This is a genomic window from Tautonia marina (assembly GCF_009177065.1).
Classification (GTDB): Bacteria; Planctomycetota; Planctomycetia; order Isosphaerales; family Isosphaeraceae; genus Tautonia; species Tautonia marina.
Map to the genome: position 1 here is coordinate 156,563 of NZ_WEZF01000007.1, position 21,391 is coordinate 177,953.

Annotated in this window: 12 protein-coding genes; 5 read left to right on the forward strand and 7 right to left on the reverse strand. The window is 61.9% G+C overall.

Going from position 1 to position 21,391, the window contains the following annotated elements; all coding sequences use genetic code 11:
* Positions 1-8: 8 nt before the first annotated feature.
* Together GA615_RS10725 and GA615_RS10730 are read left to right on the forward strand one after the other, a co-directional pair.
* On the forward strand, positions 9-3,380 hold the full coding sequence (locus GA615_RS10725; protein WP_161602273.1) for an efflux RND transporter permease subunit: 3,372 nt from the start codon (positions 9-11) through the stop codon (positions 3,378-3,380).
* 145 nt (positions 3,381-3,525) lie between these two features.
* Positions 3,526-4,917 carry a dipeptidase gene (locus GA615_RS10730; RefSeq protein WP_235905318.1) on the forward strand — a complete coding sequence of 464 codons (1,392 nt, stop codon included), beginning with the start codon at positions 3,526-3,528 and terminating at the stop codon, positions 4,915-4,917.
* A gap of 33 nt (positions 4,918-4,950) precedes the next feature.
* On the opposite strand, the gene GA615_RS28575 is transcribed toward GA615_RS10730, so the two are convergent.
* The gene (locus GA615_RS28575; protein WP_152051290.1) at positions 4,951-6,294 is read right to left on the reverse strand and encodes a c-type cytochrome; all 1,344 of its coding nucleotides are present in this window, start codon (positions 6,292-6,294) and stop codon (positions 4,951-4,953) included.
* A gap of 464 nt (positions 6,295-6,758) precedes the next feature.
* Here GA615_RS28575 and GA615_RS10740 point away from each other — a divergent pair, with 464 nt between their 5' ends.
* From GA615_RS10740 to GA615_RS10750, 3 genes are all read left to right on the forward strand, one after another.
* Positions 6,759-8,267, forward strand: a complete 1,509-nt coding sequence (locus GA615_RS10740; protein WP_161602274.1) for an efflux RND transporter periplasmic adaptor subunit — start codon at positions 6,759-6,761, stop codon at positions 8,265-8,267.
* Between the two features lie 163 nt (positions 8,268-8,430).
* A complete protein-coding gene (locus GA615_RS10745) occupies positions 8,431-8,970 on the forward strand; it encodes a hypothetical protein (protein ID WP_152051292.1) in 540 nt (179 codons plus the stop codon).
* A 220-nt stretch (positions 8,971-9,190) separates the two neighbouring features.
* Positions 9,191-9,985, forward strand: a complete 795-nt coding sequence (locus GA615_RS10750) for a DUF4190 domain-containing protein (protein WP_161602275.1) — start codon at positions 9,191-9,193, stop codon at positions 9,983-9,985.
* 110 nt (positions 9,986-10,095) lie between these two features.
* On the opposite strand, the gene GA615_RS10755 is transcribed toward GA615_RS10750, so the two are convergent.
* From GA615_RS10755 to GA615_RS10780, 6 genes are all read right to left on the reverse strand, one after another.
* Entirely contained in the window at positions 10,096-10,497 is a 402-nt protein-coding gene (locus tag GA615_RS10755; RefSeq protein ID WP_152051294.1) for a 6-pyruvoyl trahydropterin synthase family protein, read from the reverse strand.
* A 100-nt stretch (positions 10,498-10,597) separates the two neighbouring features.
* Positions 10,598-12,064: a DUF1501 domain-containing protein gene (locus GA615_RS10760; RefSeq protein WP_152051295.1), complete on the reverse strand. Its 1,467-nt coding sequence runs from the start codon at positions 12,062-12,064 to the stop codon at positions 10,598-10,600.
* A 30-nt stretch (positions 12,065-12,094) separates the two neighbouring features.
* A complete protein-coding gene (locus tag GA615_RS10765) occupies positions 12,095-15,469 on the reverse strand; it encodes a PSD1 and planctomycete cytochrome C domain-containing protein (protein WP_152051296.1) in 3,375 nt (1,124 codons plus the stop codon).
* Between the two features lie 98 nt (positions 15,470-15,567).
* Positions 15,568-16,755 carry a serpin family protein gene (locus tag GA615_RS10770; RefSeq protein ID WP_152051297.1) on the reverse strand — a complete coding sequence of 396 codons (1,188 nt, stop codon included), beginning with the start codon at positions 16,753-16,755 and terminating at the stop codon, positions 15,568-15,570.
* Between the two features lie 95 nt (positions 16,756-16,850).
* The gene (locus GA615_RS10775; RefSeq protein WP_152051298.1) at positions 16,851-18,329 is read right to left on the reverse strand and encodes a DUF1501 domain-containing protein; all 1,479 of its coding nucleotides are present in this window, start codon (positions 18,327-18,329) and stop codon (positions 16,851-16,853) included.
* A gap of 40 nt (positions 18,330-18,369) precedes the next feature.
* A complete protein-coding gene (locus tag GA615_RS10780) occupies positions 18,370-21,186 on the reverse strand; it encodes a DUF1553 domain-containing protein (RefSeq protein WP_161602276.1) in 2,817 nt (938 codons plus the stop codon).
* Positions 21,187-21,391 lie beyond the last annotated feature (205 nt).

Here is a 21,391-nt window from a genome sequence, read left to right on the forward strand (position 1 = left end):
TGCCGCACGTGTTTACCGAGTTTTTTATCAAGCGGCCCATTGCCGCGGCAGTCATTTCAATCCTCACGGTGCTGTTCGGCGGAATCGCCCTGATTGGTTTGCCCATCGCTCAGTATCCGGAGATCACGCCACCGACCGTCTCCGTCACGGCGAGTTTTCCGGGAGCCAATGCGCAAACGGTGGCCGATACCGTCGCCTCGGAGATCGAGAAAGAGGTCAACGGCGTGGAAGACATGCTCTACATGTCCTCCACTTCGACCTCCGATGGTCAGTACCTTTTGAACGTCACGTTCGAGGTTGGCACGGATCTGGATACCGCTCAGGTTTTGACTCAGAACCGCGTCAGCACGGCCGAGGCCAAGCTGCCGGAGGAAGTCAAGCGGATCGGCGTGACGACCAAGAAGAAGTCACCGTCGATCACCCTTTGCGTCAACCTCATCTCTCCCGATGCGCGGTACGACCAGCTTTACCTCAGCAACTTCGCCTCGCTTCAGATCCGAGACGAGCTGGCCCGGCTTCCCGGGGTCGGCGACGTGGCCTTCCTCGGCGAGCGGGAATACAGCATGCGAGTCTGGCTCGATCCCGACCGCCTCGCCTCGCTTGACCTGACCGCCTCAGACGTGGCCAACGCGATCCGGGAGCAGAACGTCCAGGTCGCCGCCGGTCGCCTCGGCCAGCAGCCCGCCCCGGCCGATATCGGCTTTCAGTACACCCTCAGTACCCAGGGACGACTGCTCGAAGCCGAGGAGTTCGGACAGATCATCGTCAAGACCGGCGATGATGGCCGCGTGTCGCGGCTGCGAGACGTGGCCCGGATTGAGCTGGGGGCTCGCAGCTACGATGTGAACACCTATCTTGATGGCACACCAACCATCACCCTGGCCGTCTTCCAGCTTCCCGGCTCGAACGCAGTCGAGACGACGCAGGGAATCTACGATCGAATGGCCGAGCTGCAGAACTCCATTTTCCCCCCCGGCCTGGAATACCGGATCGTCTACGACACGACTCAGTTCATCGAGGAGTCCATCACAAGTGTCGTCCACACCCTCTTTGAAGCCTTCGCCCTGGTCTTCCTGGTCGTCCTGATCTTCTTGCAAAACTGGCGGGCGACGATCATTCCCTTGATCGCCGTGCCGGTGTCCTTGATCGGCACGTTCATGTTCATGGCCTTGTTCGGATTTTCACTCAATAACCTGTCACTATTCGGACTGGTGCTGGCGATCGGCATTGTGGTGGACGATGCCATCGTCGTTGTCGAAAACGTCGAGCGCAACCTGGCGCTCGGCCTGAAGCCTCGTGATGCCACCTCAAAGGCGATGCGCGAGGTGATTGGCCCGATCATCGCCACGACGTTCGTCATGCTCGCCGTCTTCGTGCCGGTGGCGTTTATCAGCGGGATCTCGGGACGATTCTACCAGCAGTTTGCCCTGACGATCGCGGTTTCGACCGTCATCTCGTCGATCAACTCGCTGACGCTCAGCCCGGCGCTGTGTGCCATCCTGCTCAAGCCGCATGACCACGGACCGACCACCGAACGATCCTGGGCCTTACCCCGCCTCGCCTATGTCGTCGCCTTCGCATTTCTCGCCGATGTGATGCTCGGGGCGGGGATTGCCTCGGCCCTGGGCCTGGAGGAGTCGAGGGAGTGGATCGCCCGAAGCGCCGCCGCGCTGGGCGGGGCGGTTGGAGGGTGGTTCCTTGGGCTTGTGATCGACCGCCTGTTAGCCCTTTTCTTTGCCGGGTTCAACACGGTCTTTGATGTCGCCACAACGATCTACGGCCGACTGGTTTCGGGGTTGATTCGCGTCTCGGTGATCGTCCTGATCGCCTACGTCGGATTGCTTGGCCTGACCTTCGCCGGATTCCGGACCGTGCCGGTCGGCTTCATCCCGTCGCAAGACAAGGGGTATCTTGTCGTCAACGCGCAACTTCCCGATGCCAGTTCGCTTGAGCGTACCGAGGCGGTGATCCAGCGTCTCTCAGAGATCGCCCGGAACATTCCCGGCGTCGCTCACACGATCGACATGGTCGGTTACTCTGCCTTGAACGGCACGAATGCCTCGAACATCGGCTCGATGTTCGTGGTTCTCGAACCCTTCGAGGAGCGAGCCGGTCGCGAGGAACTCGGAGCCAACGCCGTCCTGCGCACCTTTGCCGTGAAGTCGAGCGAGGAACAGGAGGCGATCGTCAGCGTCTTCGGTGCTCCTCCGGTCGATGGCCTGGGCAGTGTCGGCGGATTCAAGCTCATGGTGCAGGACCGCGCCGACCTTGGCTCCGACATGCTTCAGGGGACGGTCGCGAACCTGATCGACACCGGAAAGGCCCAGCCGATGATCGGGGGTCTGTTCTCCAGCTACCGGGCCGATGTGCCGCAGTATTTTATCGACATCGACCGCGACATGGCCCGGTCGATGGGCGTCCCGCTCAACAGCATCTTCGAGACGCTTCAGATTCAGCTCGGATCGCTTTACGTGAATCAGTTCACGCGATTCGGCCGGAACTGGCAGGTGAACATCCAGGCTGATTCTCCCTACCGACTGCGGCCCGATCAGATCGCCCAGCTCAAGACCCGAGGGGCCGACGGCCGGATGGTTCCCCTGGGCGCGGTGGTGTCGGTTCGGGAGATCGGCGCCCCGACGATCATCGAGCGCTACAACATGTTCCCGTCGGCTTCGGTGGTCGGGGCTCCCGCTCCGGGAGCCAGCTCGGGCCAGGTGGTCTCCTTGATGGAACAGCTTGCCGAAAAGGAGCTGCCCCGAGGCATGAGCACGGAATGGACCGAGTTGACCTTGCTTCAGAAGCTCGAAGGTAACACGGCGCTCTTTGTCTTCCCGTTCTGCGTGCTCTGCGTGTTTCTTGTACTGGCCTTCCAGTACGAGAGCTGGAGCTTGCCGATGTCGATCATCCTGATCGTGCCCATGTGCTTGCTCTGCGCCATCGCGGGAATTTTTCTGAGAGGGATGGACAACAACATTTTTACGCAAATCGGCTTCGTCGTACTCGTTGCTCTTGCATGCAAGAATGCCATTCTGATCGTTGAATTTGCGCGCGAGAAGGAGCAGGAGGGCCATCCTCGGCGCGAGGCGGCGGTGCTGGCCTCAGTCTTGCGGCTTCGGCCGATCCTGATGACTTCGTTCGCCTTCATTCTCGGCGTGGTTCCCCTGGTCCGGGCCGAGGGAGCAGGGGCAGAGATGCGACAGGCGCTTGGCACAGCCGTCTTCTCGGGGATGTTGGGCGTGACGGTCTTCGGGGTTCTGTTGACGCCCGTCTTCTACGTGGTGATCCGATCGATCAGCAGTGGCAGATCTGCCAAGATGGCCGATGCACCGAGCCATGCCCGTGAGTCGGCTGAGACAACTCCGGCCGCGACGACGGATTAACGCTTTCTTCTTGCAACCATTCCGGTTCGCGTCGGAACCTTACTGCGGATCGGAGAATTCCGCTTCCGAGAGTCTGGCACCTCGACCCGAATCATCGGCCTGATTGCCAGCCCTGCACTCGAACGATGGACTGAGGACTTTCCTGATGCGCGTACTGCCTCGGATTCGATCGGCCTCGGCAATGGTCGCGGCCTTGCTTCTCGTGACCGCGGCCGAATCGGCCGACGACCCCGACCCGGCCGTTTCTCCAGGGGCCGCAAGAGTCCATGCCGAGGCGATCCTGATCGATGGCCATAACGACCTGCCCTGGCGGCTTCGAGGCGACGGCGACGTGGGCTTCGATCGGCTCGACATCGGCCGACGGCTCGACTCGGGTCATACCGACATCCCTCGCCTGCGTGAAGGGGGAGTCGATGCACAGTTCTGGTCGGTCTACATTCCGAGCGAGCAGCCAAACCCATCGCAAACGGTCTTGCAACAGATCGACATCGTCTACCGAATGATCGAACGCTACCCCGACGCGTTTGAACTCGCCCGGACGGCGGACGATGTGGAGCGGATTGTGGCCTCGGGGCGGATAGCTTCGTTGCTCGGGATCGAAGGGGGAGTTGCGATCGAGGAAGACCTTTCCCTCTTGCGAAACTTCGCCCGGCTCGGGGTTCGTTACATGACCCTGACGCACAATTCCAGCCTCTCCTGGGCCGACGCGGCCACCGATGAGCCGATTAGCGGCGGCCTCTCCGAGTTTGGCGAGCGGGTCGTCCGTGAGATGAACCGTCTGGGGATGCTGGTCGATATCTCGCATGTCTCCGAGGCAACGATGGACGATTGCCTCCGCGTCTCGGCCGCGCCGATCATCGCCAGTCACTCCAGCGCTTACGCCATCGCCCCCCACCCGAGGAATGTCCCCGACACGATCCTGCGACGGATCCCTGAGAATGGCGGTGTGATCATGGTCAACTTCTACCCCGGCTTCCTCGTGCCGAACGCCTCGGAGCGTCTGGCTGAGGCACGATCGCGGTTCCGTAACGCATTCCCGGACGATGACGACGCCTATCGGAACGCGTTCCGCGAGTGGCTCGACGAGCACGAGGACGAACTGCGCGGTGATGTGGGACTCGTGGCCGACCACATTGACCATATTGTCAAGGTCGCCGGGATCGACCATGTGGGCATCGGCGGCGACTACGACGGCATCAACCGCGTCCCGATCGGCCTGGAAGACGTTTCCACCTACCCGAAGCTGACCGAGGAACTCCTGCGCAGGGGATATTCGGCCGAAGACGTTGGCAAAATTCTCGGTGGCAATGCCCTCCGAGCCCTTCGTGACGCCGAGATCGTGGCCGATCGGCTGCGGAAGGAAACCTCGCCCGACGTCCAGCAGCCGGAACACCGACGGCAGACGGATCGATCAAGGCGATCCGCGACCATCTGTTCGTTGTGGCTCGTTGAATCTGGCCCCTCACCCGGCCTGGCGGCCACCCTCTCCCCCAGGGGGGGGAGAGGGTTGGGAGCAGTACGATCGGGCGGTCAATGATCACCCGATCGTCGAGGCGGGATCGGGGAGTAATCAAAGGGTCTTGAGATACTCGATGACGGCCCGACGTTCGCTGGGGCTGAGCCCATCGCCGAAGGTGTGCCCCTGATTGCCAAGGCCGTAGCGGGATGCGTCGAAAATGGAGCGGTCCTGGTCGCGGTTGGCCGCTTCGGGAGAGACGGGATCGAGAACTTCGACGCGCCAGCCCACGCGATCGGTGTCGTAGTGCTTGAAATCGGTCGAGGGCGGACGTCGGAAGCGATCGGGACGGGAGGAGGAGTCGAGCAGGTGGTCCAGGGTCGGAACCGACCCGTTGTGCAAATAAGGGGCAGTCGCCCAGACGCCTTCGAGCGGAGGGGCCTGGTAGCCCGTCATGACCTCATCGACGGGAGATTCCTCGCCGAACCATGTCGAGTTGTAGTGCGAAACCAGGAGGTCGGAGGGGGCGAGGGCGCGGGCCGGATCGGTGCCGATGCGATCGAGTTCGATGATCAGGTTCGGGTAGGAAGGCTCATCGCCGTACGAGCCGTGGCACTTGGCGCATTGGTTCTGAAAGATTGAGCGGCCTCTCGAGGCCAGTTCGGAATCAATCGGGAAGGGATATTCTGGGGCCTCGATGCTATTGAGATAGGCCAGGATGTCGGCGAAAGTCGGCTCGAGTTCCTCGAACTGCTCGCGAGTCTTCTCGCCGAGCATGAACTGCATGTTCGACCGGACCGATCGGGCATCGGTGCGGCCGTCGTAGTAGGTCGTGTCCTTGTACTTGATGTTCCACCAGGCGGGCACGTCGGTTTCGGGGAACTTCGAGCCGTGGAGAACCGGAAACAGCCGCCGCGAGAGGTCGGGCTTGCGCAGACTGATCAGGACGGCGGCCATCTGCCCGGCGTTGACCGCCCCTCGCACCGTATTGACGGTGAAGCCGGTGAAGAAGATCGGCCGCCCGTCAGCTTGAAAGAAGTCCTGGTACAGACCAATCATGTCAAGCTGAGAATTTCCCAGGCCCACAAAGCTCTGGCCGCCGATTGATCCGCCGTGGCAGACCAGGCAATCGACCTGCAACCCCTGGCGGCCGGTGCTCGGGTCGGTCGAACGCTTCAAGCCCATCGGCAGGTTGTCATTGGGGAAGGGGGCCGGGTGAAGTCCGTAGCGCCGAGCAAACGCCAGAGCATAGCCTTCGGGGTCGGCTTCGGGATCGGGGGCGTCCTCTCCCCAAAGCTCAGCGACCTTCTCGTAAATCTCGAGACTCCATTCGGGCTTTAAAAAACTCCGGGAGGTCAACGCCTGTCGGCCTCGATCGACCGCAGAAGGTTTGTCCGCGTCGGAGTCTGCATGGGCAAACGGAGAGCCGAGGACGACCCACAGCGAAAAAACGCCCACTTTAGAAAGGGTCCGAAGATTCACAGGTGTGTTCCTTCTCTCTAGCCGAGCGGAGATTCTGTTCTATAACCCTTATAGACACCCCCGGGACCGGCGGAAATAGCTGCCGAAAACCGGAGTGGGTTCTCGAAGTTGCCTCGATTGAGCGATTGTTGTACAATCGGTCCACCCTGCCATCCGGTCACAAGAAGCGGTCAAACCTGCAGCATCGCTTTTGCCGATGGTAATGAGGTCTTGCAAACTCTTCTGTGTTATTGGTCTCAACCTTGCACCAATGACACGGCTCCCTCGATTCTCCCCCCTGTGGTGGTCAACAACGGGATGATCCGCTCGACTGCTGGTTCGGTGTCGAAGCTGATCCGAACGCCCTCCTGACTGCCTGCCTTCCCCTCAGCGCCGAAACCTCTCGGGCTGACGACGACAAGCCTTCCCGCCTCCCCCCTGCTTGAATGAGGAACGATCCCATGAAAACCCGAACGTCGAAGCGAGGACTCTCCTGGCTCGCCGCAACGCTGGTGATGGCCGGCGCAGCCGCGAGTGCGGCGGTCCTGCTCCCCTCGGCCTCCTGGTCGAGCGACGCTCGGGCGATCCCTGAAGGGATCACCCGGGTCCCCGTGGTACGCAAGGACCTCTCGGTGACCGTGGTCGCCAACGGCGAGTTGAATAGCTCGGAAAATACCCTGATTGAATGCGAGTTGGAGCGATTCAGTGAGCGAAACGCTGGGGGAAGCCGTATCTCCACCAGTGGACGATCCGTTCTCACCGAAGTTGTTCCCGAAGGCTCGGTGGTAAAGAAGGGGGATGTGCTCTGCCGGATTGATGGATCTGAGTACGAGGAGTTGATCCGCCAGAAGGAGATCGAGGTCCAAAAGTCGGCCGCAGAGCTGCAACAAGTTGAATTGGACCTGCAAACCGCTCAGATCTCGCTGACAGAGTATGTCGACGGCCTTCGGGTTCAGGAGATTCAAGACTACGAGGGTCAGGTCAAGCTTGCGGAAGCACAATTCAAACGGCAGCAAGACCGGCTCGCCTGGTCAGAGAAAATGTTGCCTCTTGGGTACATCTCTCAATCCCGTCACGAGCAAGAGAAGCAACTCTTTCTGAGCGACCAGATCGCCCTGGACCGGGTTCGGATGGCCTATGCGAACTATCTGAAATACACCGTTCCCAAAATGACGCAGACGCTGGAAACCCAGATCGATCGACGGCTTTCGACCGCTGTTTACTATCGTCGGCGACACGAGCGACAACTGGAACGGCTTGCTCAATACAAAGAACAACTTGCCAATTGCACCATTCGAGCTCCCCACGACGGATATGTCATCTACGCGACGGATCGCGATCGATCTGAGCCACTGGCACCCGGTGTGGAAGTTCACCGGAACATGGACCTCTTCCTCCTGCCGAATCTCGATGCGATGCAAGTCGAGGTCATGCTGAATGAAACGATCGTCGAGCGTGTTCGGAAGGACATGCCGGCTTCGGTTCGGGTCACTGCATTCCCGGATGTGCAATTGCCGGGGCGGGTGATCAAGGTGGAGCGACTGCCGGTTACCACTCGGCTCAGCCGTATCAAGGACGACGTGAAGGATTACAAGGCGATCATCGAGGTCGCCTCCATGCCCGGCATCATGCCCAAGATGGAAGCCGAGGTGGAGATCGAAACCGATCGCCGTGATGATGCTCTTGTCGTTCCGGCCGAGGCACTTGCCTTCGACAAGGGAAATTCCTTCTGCTACGTGGCCAGCCCCAATGGGTTGGAGCGACGATCCGTCGAGGTGCGTCCCGGAACGATCGACATGCTTCAAATTACTGGCGGACTGGACGAAGGGGAAGAGGTGGTGCTCAATCCGACCCAGCTTGATCTGGAGGATTTGATCATCGAGTCACGCAATCCGGAACCGCTCGTGACGACCGATCCAAAGGATATCAGCGAATCGCACGCAGCTCTGGGATCCGGACCTCTGTACTGACCGGCGCAATCCAACATCGATCCGGGTCGGGCTGGCTCATGATCGTCCGGCCCGGAAACCGATGGGAAGGATCGAGCCGCGGCGCGTGCCGGAACGGGTCGGCGCCCGCACTCGAGCCGCGACGATCCGACGCCGGCCTTCCCTCGTTCTCTGGGTTCTTTCGATGCCCTCGAAACGCGCCGCCTCGCGGAATTCCGCGTCCACCGCTTCCGTGTCGTCGACCCAGGGCACAGCATCTCCAGTACTTAACGCGACCCTGGTACTGCTCGCGATCGGCTATGGCCTGATGTTGCTGGTCGATCGTCACGAACTTTCCTGGCCACCCCGCGAGTTGCTCGCGAGCCTCTCAACGCTTGCAGGCTGTCTGGCAATGGTTGGTCCGTTCCTCCTCTGGCGCCGAGGCTTGGAGGACGGGACGGTTGGTGAATTGACCTGGATCGTTGGAGGCCTGCTGCTCTGGGCGTTCGATGTCTCGGCGCTCATTCAGGGGAACGTGCGAGAACTCGACTGGGCTGCCCCGATCGGCCCAGAGATCCTGGGTCCCATCATCCTCTCCGTGATGATCGGGGGTTGGCGAACGGGTCGGCTCGCCTGGAGCTGGACCTGGACAAGCGTGACGGGCTGGTTGCTCGGTTTGATTTGGATCGGCATTTGGATCGTGTCCATGATCCCGCAGCGAACCAACCCATTCAATCTGTCGTAACAGCCACGGAACGCTCGCGGAGGGTACGGGACGAGTTTCCAGCGCTTGACGCAATCATGATTCGGCGATTAGCTTGGTTAATCAGCTCACCTGACTGATCGCGCGAATTAGAATGAGTTCCGTGATCCGTGTTCGTTCTTCTTCTTCGTTGCTTTATCGGCCCGCCCTCGCACCCGGCCCGCCCCTCGGGCAGGCGATCGCATTCGCAGGAGCCCTCGACGTGGCCACCGAACCGCAAGCCGCTTCCTCGACGGCCCCATCGTGGTCCGACTCACCCATTGAGAACGAGTTGCCCACGTACCGGGCAATCAGCAGTTGGGCTGTTGCCAGCCTTGTACTCGGAATGATTTCGCTGGTGAGCTTCGCCAGCCTGAGCTTCGTGATCGCCTCGGTCGCCGCCATTGGCTGCGGCGCAGCCGCCCAACGGGCAATTCGGCGCTATCCCGATCTTGTCACGGGAACCGGATTGGCGAATCTCGGCATTACCCTGGGGCTGGTTTCCGGACTCGCTGCTCCGACGCTCTCCGCCGTGCAGCACTCGATCATTTCTCGGCAGGCCCGCGAGTATTCCACTCAGCTGGTCGCGGCTCTGGAATCCAAGGGAATGGCCGATGCGTATTGGTTAGGCCAGCATCCTGAGATTCGAGCACAGATGACTCCTCAGGGTTTGATGACTGACATCGAGAACACTCCCGAGCAGGAGATGGCCGGCCCAGACACTCGGCTCTCGACCTTCCGCACCATCAGTCAGCGACTGGCGAGCGGCGATCAGCATATCCACTTTGACGAGATCGAAGGTCGAGGCTTTTCGGGAACCACACCGTTCGCCTACGTCCGTGTCATGCTCGACGGCCCAGAAAGCGAAGAGTTTCCAGCCGTCCAGTACGCCCTGTTCCGTGTCGAGGGAGCGGATTTTGAGGGCCAACGCCAATGGTACATCAAGGACATTGTGTTCCCTTACGAAGCCGGTACCCGAGCGAATGTCGTCGAGTCCGCTCACGGTCACGAACATTGATCATTGATCGTTGCTCGACGCCGGAGAGCTGGGCAATTTTCTTGAGCTGAGATCATCTCGACGGATGAGCTGCTCGGGCCGCCTTCGCAAGGAAGGCGGCCCGTTTGCGTTTAATCGCCATAAGTGGCGTGACAACGGGGGGTCTCCCAGAGGGTCACCTCGACCACTGGCAATCCGGCTTCCTTTGCCTTGTCAAAGATCAGCCGGGCGATGTTTTCGGCCGTCGGGTTGTCGTCCATGACAAAGAACCGTTCACCTCGCTCATGAAGCACTGGGACGATGGGATCGTCTCGGTGAAGGAGCATCGTGTGATCGAGGTGATCGTCAATCCAGCGCTGAACATGCTGCTTGATGTCGCTGAAATCGACGAGCATTCCTCGATGGTCGAGCGTCTCCGATTCCAGGATGATCACGGCCTTGCCGTTATGACCATGGAGATGGCGGCACTTGCCCTCGTAATTGAGCAAGCGGTGGCCGTAGCAAAAGTCGATTTCTCGGGCAACGCGATACATGGACTTCGTCCCTCCCTTGATGGGGGGATTCTAGGCCGAGGCTCCTCCTCTCGGCAAGGATTAGGCGAAGATCGATTCCTCGTTCACACGTGAGGTCCGATCAGCCCAATCGGCCGGACAGAGCGGCAGACGTGTCGATCAGGTCACGAACAACGTGCCCATGCACATCGGTCAAACGCTGGTCTCGTCCACCGTGGCGGAAGGACAGTTGCTCATGGTCGAGCCCAAGTTGGTGGAGGACCGTGGCGTGAATGTCGTGGATCGTCAGCGGGTGCTCGACCACTCGGTTGCCGAAGTCATCCGTCTGGCCAAAGGCAAACCCGCCCCGGAAACCGCCACCTGCCAGGAAGATCGAGTAGCCATCCACGTGATGATCGCGTCCTGCTCGCTCGGAAATGGCCGGGGTATGCGGGGTTCGTCCCATCTCACCGGCCCAGACGACGATCGTCGAATCGAGTAACCCTCGGCGTTTCAAGTCAACGATCAACGCCGCAATCGGCTGATCAGAGATCAACGCATTCTCGGTGTGGTACTTCTTAAGTTCGCCATGCTGATCCCAGGGTGAATTGTTCGGATGAGTCAGCGGGCAGGTGATCTCGACGAACCGCACGCCTCGCTCGACAAGCCGACGGGCCCGGAGGCATTGCAAGGCGTAAAACCGCTGGTGGTCGTCCGGTCGATCCAGCCCGTAAAGCCGCCGGGTTTCCTCCGATTCTCCCGAGACGTCGGCCACTTCGGGGACCGAGGTCTGCATCCGAAACGCGGTTTCGTAGTTCATGATCGCCGATTCAATCACGTCGCCATCCGTCGAGAGACGGGCGAAGGTGTCATCTTGCTCGGCGAGCAAATCGAGCTTGCGGCGCTGGATGGGAACCGGATCGCTCGGTTCGATCCCATCCACGGGGACGCCGCGAGATCGGATCATCGTTGCTCCATGAGAGGCCGGCAAATAGGCCGGGGCGAAATTCTCGAAACCGCCATTCGGAATCCAGTCATTATTCAGAAGCACATAACCTGGTAAGTCGGAGCGTTCCGAGGCCAGACCATAAGAAACCCAAGAGCCGAAACTCGGAGCCTGACCCGTGACTCGCCCGGTGTGCAAGAGAAGACTCTGCTGGCCGTGCAATGGTTGCTCGCCTTCGAGCGATCGGACCACGCACAGCTCGTCGGCACATTCGGCGAGGTAGGGTAGCAGATCACTGACCCACAAGCCCGCTTCGCCGCGCCGCCGGAATCGCCACGGGCTTCCCATCCAGACACGCGACGCAGCCGATTGCGACTTCTTTGAAACGGCTTGCTCGCCAATCGCCTGCCCTTGATAACGGGCCAGCGCGGGCTTCAGGTCAAAGGTATCGACGTGGCTCGGGCCACCGTCCATGAAACAAAAGATAACGCTCCGTGCCCTGGCCGTTGAGCCGGTGTCTCCTCCCTGCGATTGTTCGGAGAGCAGTCCCGAGAGGGCCAGCATGCCGAATCCGCACGACGAGGTCCGCAGCCAATCGCGTCGGCTCGGCAAGGGAAGACGAGACGCAAGGTCCTGGGATTCCCGTCGTCCTCGGATAGTCATGGCAAGGGTCTCGGCTCGGGTCGCGACGGGTCAACGAAGGTAAAGGAATTCCTTGGTATTGAACAAGGTATGGGCGACATCTGCCCAGATCTCTGGCGCGGTGAGGACGTCTTCCGGCGCGATCGACCGTTCGGCGGCGAGGTCGTTGACCAGGCTCGACCAGCGGTCCTGTTCGGCCGGGTTCGGGCCTCGTCCCAGGGCCCCCTGAAACATCGTCGTCAGCTGATCCGCGACTGAATCTGCCGGGGAAGCTGCGACCCGAGCCCCCCACGACGACGCCTGATCCGTAACAAACGGATCGTTCAGCAGCGCAAGTGCCTGGGTGGGGATGTTCGTTACGTCTCGCCTGCCGGTCGGAATTTTCGGGGGAGGCTGATTGAACAGCGCCAGGAATCGAGGCGGTTCCATCACGGTCAACTTCGTATAAAACGATCGGCGATTGTCGCCATCGACCGGACCTGAAAACAAGCGTTTCGAGGGATCTTCACTTGAGCGATGCGGATTGATCGGTGGTCCGTACAACCGGGGATCCAGCCGGCCGGACGCGGCAAGGATCGCATCTCGGATCGACTCTGCATCGAGCCTTCGAAGCGGATAATGAGCAAGAAGGCGGTTGTCGGGGTCGATCTCGGCAGCCTCCGGGATGGCCATGCTGCCCTGCCGGAAAGTCGCGCTCAGGACCAGTTCGCGAACCATCCGCTTGGTTGACCATCCCTCGTCCACCAGGCGGACTGCGAGCCAATCGAGCAATTCCGGATGCGAGGGGGGGGCGCCAAGCTTGCCAAAATCATCCGGGGATCCGACCAGACCAGCCCCGAAGGCCCATTGCCAGAGCCGGTTCACATAGACTCTCGCCGTGAGCGGATTGTCTGGCGAGGCGACCCTCTCGGCAAGCTCGCGGCGACCGCTTGCAACCGAGCGGAAGGCCGCATCCTCCGCATCGGCGGAAAGCACTTCCAGAAAACCTCTGGGCACGGGAGGGCCAAGGTCTGCATAATTTCCGCGAATGTTGATTCGATCGTCGATTCCCTCGTCGAGATCCACCATCCCGTTGATGGTCTGCGGTTCCCGGATTTTGCGCTCGGTCGTTCGATACGCATCGACTAGGGCTTGGAGGGCCGGGGGGGAGGTGTCGTAAAGGTGGTTGGGCAACAGTTCGTGATCGAGAAGCCAGTTCAGGAGGATGGTATCGTCGTCGTTGGCCTCATCAGCGGCCCAGCGATCGAGTGCAGCTCTGAACCATTGCTGATACGCCTCTGCGACAGCGGCCAGCGAGTCCGGCGAAGGACCATCGAACAACGAAACGAACCGGCCAAGTTCATCCTGAGGGATTCCGGCCTGCTCGCTCACCACGGCCCGTGTCACACCGAACCAGCTTCTCGGATCGGCGGCCTGTTCCTCGGAGCAAGCGCCGCCCAAACCGACTCGGGGAGGGAAGTTCGGGTTGCTGGTTTTCGTGGCCAGCTCGCGATAGACCCGACGCCCCGTGAACTCGGGCAAGGCAGGGTAGCCCGACCATGCGGGAGCCTTACGGGCCAGGTACGTCTGTCGCTCGGTGAGGAAGGCGTTATCGACCACCGTTCGCTCGGCCGAAAACTCACCGCCGCACACCTCCCAGTTCAACCAGGGTGAAGGCAACGCGTTAAGCATCGGCGACCGCAACGCACCGTTCAATCGCGGAGAAAGTGCATGTGTGAATAAACCGGCCGGCAAGATAGCATCGAGAATTGCGTCTCCTTCGATCGCTACGGCAAAGTCTCCCGATCGGACGGGGCCATCACGGAGTCCTTCTCCTTCGGCCGACCATCCGGGCGGAACGCCGTTCGAAAAGTCGGCGACCACGGTGAACGACGCGGCATTCTGCTGAAGTCGTTGTTCTCGCTCCTGCGTATAGCCTGACGCAAGTTCGTCCCAGGTCGAGGCCAGGTCGGACCCCTCACGCTCCGCCTTAAGCATCGTCACCCAGGCGAACAGGGGATGCTCACGGGTCGGCTCCTCACCCGCACTCTGTACCGCTGCCGCCCAGAGATTCGAGGGGTCCGAGGAATCGGCCGAGGCGATCAGGGCATCGCCCCATCTAGCCGATTCCGGTCGCCACCAATCGGCCAGGGCATCGCGTAAGGAAGGCTTCAGCTCGCGAAGTTCGGTCAGGACCTCGGCATTGCGGTCACGAGTGTCAAGGGTCCGGGAAACCCATCGAGGGCTCATGAACACACCGGCCAGGGCGTGATAATCGCGCTGAGAGATGGCGTCGAGCTTGTGATCGTGGCAGCGGGCGCAGCCGACGGTCAGACCGAGAAACGCCTTGGAAAAGGCGTCGATCTTGTTATTAAGCATTTCCTGATGAATGCCGTCAAACTCGGCACTGTCGCCATGCCGCTTCTCGCCGAGCTGGAAAAACATCGGTCCGGCAAGCGACTCAACGATCCCTTCGACCGGGTCGATCCGGGGATGCTCCAGCAAGTCGCCGGCGATCTGCTCCCGGACGAGTTGATCAAACGGCACATCGGCGTTGAAGGCTCGCACGAGATAATCACGGTAGCGCCACGCCCCTTTGGCAGGGATGTCCCACTCGTAGCCGTAGGTGTCGCCGTATCGGACAACGTCCATCCAGTGCCTCGCCCAGCGCTCGCCGAAGTGAGGCGAATTGAGCAAGCGATCGACGAGCCGTTCATAGGAGGAGGGCGAAGGGTCATCGAGGAACTCGTCCAGCGAGGTTTCGTCCAGCGGCAGACCCGTCAGGACAAACGCCAGGCGACGGGCCAGGACGGCGGGCTCAGCCGGCTCGGCCGGTCGGAGTCCTTCGCGGAGCAGGCGATCGAGGATGAAGCGGTCGACCGGACCTTGAGCCCATGTTGCGCCGTCGGGCTCGGGAACCGAAGGGCTGACGACGGGCTGAAGGCTCCACCAGGTGCGCCGCTCGGCCAGCTTGATCGACCACTCGTCCTGGGCGGATTCCTCGGGAGAGGGAAGCGAGACTCTCGGGTCGTACGCCCCGTCGAGAATCCAGGAGCGGAAGTCGCGGAGAATCTCGTCGGAAAGCTTCGGGGCCTTTCTCGGCATTTCGAGGCCCGGCTCGGCGTGCTCCATGACGAGCACGAGCAAACTCTCGTCGGGATTGCCCGGCTCGATCGCTGGACCAGAGTGGCCGCCTTCGAGTAATCCCTCGCGCCAGTCGACCCGGAGGCCACCCGCCTGTTTGGCCGCGCCGTGGCATTCCGCGCAGTGGAGGATGAGCGCAGGGCGAATCCTCTCCTCGAAGAACGCGTTTCGGGTCACATCGTCGCGGGCGTCGACGTGGGTGCCGAGCGCAAGTGACACAAGGGAGACCAGGGCCAGAAGTCTGGCCCATCGCCTCCCTCGTCGAATTCTGGCCGACACGCGATCCGGACCGGCTGGCAGCATTGCGAGACGCTCCCCCGAGGGCCAGGATGTTCAACACACGATGAACACACATCCTAGCGAATGAGCGGAACGCGGTCCACGGCGGACAACCGCAGCGCTCAGACCTCGGGATTCGTCAGGCGACCGAGAAAGAGGATGCTGCCGGTGTGCGTGTCTCGGATCAGGAACAGGAACGGATGATCGGCGCGGAAGACCTTGGGCTCGCTCGGCAGGGCGGATCGCACACCCACGACAATGCCGGTGGCCGCGGCGGCCTCGGTTCCTTCCTCGTTCACATCGACAAAAGCCTTGTGAATGGCGGCCGTGATGTACAGCTCTCGGCTGCCGTCCATGCCAGAGAAATCTGCCTGGCCCGGTTGGAACGGCAACGACATTCCGAGCTTGCTCAGTGCCTGATTCAGGGTGAATTGCGAGCTAAGCGAGAAGCGGGGCAATGCCACCGCGACCTCCTGACGCCGAAGCCCGGCGATCCAGTGGTCAAGCTGCTCGGCGTTGAGCTTCGCCTCCAGGGCTCCGAGGCCATCCCTCGTGTCGGGCAAGAGGACGACCATGGACAGATCACCCTTCCCATAAGGGAGTTCAAGGATCTTCAGATCCTCTCCCTCACCATAACGGTAGGAACCGCGACGGTTCATCAAGGGGACCATGACTTCGTCCTCACCAGGGAGGAAAAAGGGGGCGTCGCGGGTCGCCTGATCAAGGAAGGGAGCCGCCCAGTCTCCCTTGAAGTGGATGGCGTTGGTGAGGACAAGGCGGGTCAGCGAATCCAACACACCGGGAGGGATGAGGTTCTGGATCTTACCCTTCGTCTGGTCTTCGACCCATGAGTTGATCTCGTCACGGGCCTCCTCGGTGGCCCGGGCGAAATCGACGGTCTGTAACTCGGCGTCATACGCATCTCGGGTCAGTGCGAGGTAGCCAGGGACGAAGCCGTAGCCCTGCTGGCCCCAGAGGCGGTTGGCGACGTCGAGTTGATACCCTGTGTCGTCCTTCGTTTCGAGCAATCGGGTATTGAGCGCGCCAAAGGCAGGATGCAATTCGTCCGAAGGCAGTGTGAGATGCAAGACGTCAGCCATTTGCTCGGCCGTCTCGCCTGCGGCACCACCCAGGGTCATCGCCAGGGCCGACGAGATGCTGTAGGGCGAGAAGAACAGGTTGCCCGGCTCCTGGGCAAGCTGACCGTAGAGGTCGAGCGCGAACTGTGAGTTCCCTCGGACGACCGCATCCATCGGCTCGTCCTCCGGTTCCAAACCGCAGACGATTGCCAGGAAGAAGCACCCAAGCATGACAGACCTCCTCACGAATCGAGTTGGGATTGGTTCTTCCCTGGATTACGTTCGGAAGCGGGGTTTCTTAGGTCGATTGCGAGCGTTGGAAGCGATTAGGCGAGAATCGGCGTGATCAGGTTGCCATGAACGTCGGTCAGGCGGCGCTCGATGCCGTTGTGGTAGTAGGTCAACCGGGTGTGGTCGAGCCCGAGCAGGTGCAGAATGGTGGCGTGGAAGTCGTGAACGGTCGTCACGTTTTGCTCGGCCTTGAAGCCGAAGGGGTCGGTTTCACCGTAAGTGAACGGAGCATGCACCCCAGCCCCGGCGAGCCAGCAAGTGAAGCCGAAGGGGTTATGGTCGCGGCCGTAGGTGCCGAGCTGGAACATCGGCATGCGTCCGAACTCGGTGCAGAACACAACGAGGGTTGATTCGAGCAAGCCCCGTTGTTTCAGGTCGCGGATCAGGCCGGCGACCGGCTGATCAAGGATTGCACCGTGTCGATCATATTGTTCCTTGAGCTGGCTGTGCCCGTCCCAGTTCAAGTTCCCCCCTGACGCATACGCACCATTGAACAACTGAATGAAACGGACCCCTCGCTCGACCAGGCGACGGGCCAGGATACAGTTGCGAGCGAAAGCAGCCTTGATCGGCTCGGGATCGTCGGCACCGTAGAGGCGAAGGATGTGGTCCGGCTCGTTCTCGATCGCGGTCGTCTCGGGCACCGATAGCTGCATGCGGGCGGCCAGCTCGTAACTGGCGATGCGGGCGGCAAGCGACTCGTCGCCGGGGTACTGCTGGGCGTGGTCGCGGTTCAGGGCAAGCAGGGCATCACGCGCGGCGGTATCGGTCTCGACCGAGAGATCAGCCGGGCGAGCGAGGTGGCTGACCGGCTTGGTCGTGCTGAAGGGGGTTCCCTGAAACGCTGCAGGCAGGAAGCCGTTGGCCCAGTTGTTCGGGCCGGCCTGCGGCATCCCGCGCGGGTCTTCGATGGCGACGAAGGAGGGAAGCTCCTGGTTCTCGCTGCCCAGGGCATAGGTGAGCCACGAGCCCATCGACGGGAAGCCTTCGGTCGTGAAGCCGGTGGACATGACGTTCTCGCCCGGCCCGTGCGTGTTCGACTTCGTGGTCAGGGCGTGGAGGAAACAAAGGTCGTCCGCCAGCTCGCCCAGGTGCGGCAAGAGGTCGGAGGTCATCTTGCCCGACTGTCCCCGAGGCCGGAATTTCCAGAGCGGCGCAGCCAGATTCCCGTTCTCTCCCTGGAAGGAGACGAGCCGCTCATTGCCCGGCATCGGTTTGCCGTCGTACCGGATCAAATCCGGCTTGTAGTCAAACGTATCGACATGGCTCAGTGCTCCTGCCACAAACACGACGATGACGTTCTTCGCCTTCGGCTCGAAGTGCGGAGGGCGAGGGGCGTGGGGGCGTTTCGGGTCGATCTGGGGGCGGTCGGACACCTCACTGGCCGCAAGTAAACGCTCCTGGGCGAGCATGGAGGCCATGGCGATGCCGCTCAGCCCGTCGAATGTTCTGGAGAGAAAGCCGCGGCGATCGAGCAAGCGGAGACCGCTGAGTGACGGCCGGGGTCCGGGCATGGCGACGCTCCCGAAAGGCAAGACGCTCATCCTGCTGAAATCACTCGATGAGCAAAAACGCATTGGTATTCAAGAGCACGCGGCAGACCTGATCCAGGCCGTGTTCCTGGCCGAGCGCCAGGAGTTGCTCTGCCTCGACCTCGGTCGGGGGTCGACTCAACGCGAGCCAGACAGCCCGGTCGATCTGGGCGGTGAGGTCCGCTCCGGCATCGGCCCGAACCCGATCCGCGAAGCGACCGGCCTGCCGCATGATGAAGGTGCTGTTCCAGAGGCTCAGCGCCTGGATCGGCGTGATCGACTGCGTGCGCTTCGGGGTCATCTGACCAGCGTCGGGGCAGTCGAACGGGCCGAAGACATCAACCGCCTGCATCCGAATCTTGATCGCATAGATCATCCGACGCCAGCCGGAGGGGTCATCATGATCAACAGGGATGTAGTCGGACAATCCACCCCGTTGGTTAAAGAAATCAAATCCGGGACCACTCATATCCCGATTCAAGGAACCGCTCGCGAGCAGGATCGCATCGCGAATCGCCTCCCCTTCCAGCCGACGAGGGGGGAAGCGCCAGAGCAGGCGAGCATCCGCGTCAATCGCGAGCGCCTCATCCCGTGGCGTGCTCTCCTGGCGGAAGGCGCTCGACGCAACGATGACCCGGTGCAGATGTTTCACGGACCATCCGCTCTGGATAAATTCATCGGCCAGCCAGTCGAGTAATTCCGGATGCGAAGGCGGTTCTCCCATCCGGCCGAAGTCGGAGGGAGACGACACCAGGCCGGTGCCGAAGTGATGTTGCCAGATGCGGTTGACCATCACCCGGGCCGTCAATGGATGATCGGGGCTCGTCAGGTGCCGGGCGAGGGCCTCACGGCGCTGACGATCCTCAGCTTCGCTCGACAGTTCGAGCGAGCCGAGCACGGTGGGGGTATTCGGCTCCACTTCCTCCTGGCGTTGCATCGGATCGCCACGGCGGAGGAGATAAGTCGGCTCCGGTGCGCCAAAGCTCCCGGCGAAGACCTGGGGGCCGGCGGCCAGTCGTCCCTGTTCGGCCTTGCCATCGCGGATCTGCGACACGAGGGAGACGAGGCGCTCGACCTCCTCGGACGAAAGGCCGTCGATCGTAATGTCGGCCGCGGCGCGTCGGTCTTCCTCATGGACCATCCGGGTGCTCGTGTCGACCACGGTGATCCAGGAGCCATCGGGGCGGCGCACCTCGATCTCATACGCGACCGGGAAGCCGTCGAACCCGCGTCGCCAGACGATCCGGTCGATCGTCACCGCCTCGGGTAGATCGATCTGAGCCCAGGCCGGTCCTGGACGCTCGGAGATCCAGGGGAAATACCCCTCGGCGATGGACTTGCCGTCGATCAGGTTGTCGGGGTGCCGCGTCTGGTTTTCCAGGGCGAAGCTGGAGGCCGAGGCCTTCGCGCCGCGATCGGCCAGGGCAACGTTGACCGATTCGGCTCCGGCCGACCAGGCTTCCAGTTCTTCGAGTGACGCTCGACCGCCGTTGTGGGTGGCCGCAACGGCAATCCGGAGGGACCTGGCCTCGATCGGCTCGAAGCGTTCCTCGTGCGACTCAGGAGTAATCGGCGGTTGCAGGCCGAGCGACGACCGCTCCGCGTCGAGTTCCTCGCGGAGTCGGGCGACTGTCTCGCCGACCTCGGCGGCCTGGGCCATCCAACGATCGTTTTCTGGGCCCCGAAAGCGACGATCGGCATAGCGGAGCCCGGAAAAGACGGCTTGAAAGGTGTAATAATCGCGCTGGGTGATGGGATCGAACTTGTGATTGTGGCAGCGGGCACAGCCGACCGTCAGCCCGAGGAACGCCTCGCCGACGGTCCGGACCACTTCGTCCAGCTCGTCCTGGCGCGCCTGTCGCATCGACTCCTCATCCTTGCCGATCTGCCCCGGCAGGTTGGCCGGTCCAGCCACGAGGAACCCGGTGGCCGCGTCGATGCCAATCGTATCGCCAGCGAGTTGCTCGAAGACGAAACGGTCGTAGGGCAGGTCGGTGTTGAAGGCCTCAATCAGCCAGTCACGATACGGCCAGGCGTTCGGTCGGGCGGTATTCGTCTCGAAGCCCCAGGTCTCGGCCCACCGGATCACGTCGAGCCAGTGCTGCGCCCAGCGCTCGCCGTAGTGCGGGCTGGCGAGCAGGCGATCGACCAGGCGATCGTACGCGTCGGGCGCCTCGTCGTGGAGAAACGCGTGCACCTCCTCGGGCGTCGGCGGCAATCCCGTCAGGTCAAGGCTCAGGCGACGGATCAAGGTGGCGCGATCGGCCTCGGGAGCGTACCCGAGCCCCTCGGCTTCGAGCCGATCAAGCAGGAAGGCGTCGATCGGTGATCGGACGCGATCGGCGTGGGCGACCTCGGGCAGCTCGGGCCGCTCGATCGGTCGGAAGGACCAGAAGTCGGTGTCCTCCTCGGACAGGATCGCGGTGCCGGGCGGCGGGATCTCCTCCGGCTCGGGTCGGAGGGTCGGGGCCCCGGCGTCGATCCAGGCGGCAAGGGTCGCTTTCTGGTCGCTTGTGAGCTTGCTGTCTCCGGGGGGCATCTCGTCGGCCTCGACCCGATGCCAGAGGAAGCTGCCCTCCAGGTCGCCGGGCACGATCGCCTCGCCGGTGAGGCCGCCGTCGAGCATCGTGCGGACGAAGCGGAGGTCGAGCCCCGCCTTCGGGCGTTCCTCCTCTCCGTGGCAGTGGAGGCAATGCTCGCGGATGATCGGGCGAACGTCACGCTCGAAGCTCACCGAGGGCGTTTCGCGAGGCTCATCCAGGCGGGCCGCCGCTTCGACCGAGGCCGGGAGCAGGACCGAGATCATTAAGGCAATCGCGAAGCACCATCGAAACGGCATGGCGGCGTTCTCCCCATCGCAAAACGGATGGTTGAGCAGCGTCCCGATCACAAGACTCGAGCCCATCGCGGAGACTCACCGCAGGCATCGGGCGAGTCTTTGGGAAACGTTCCCATGTCAAACCCGAGTTTAACCGTGATGGGCGTTGGGGAGCAACGCGGCAGGACATCGGAGCGGCGGAGATCACACCAGCGAATCCACCGCT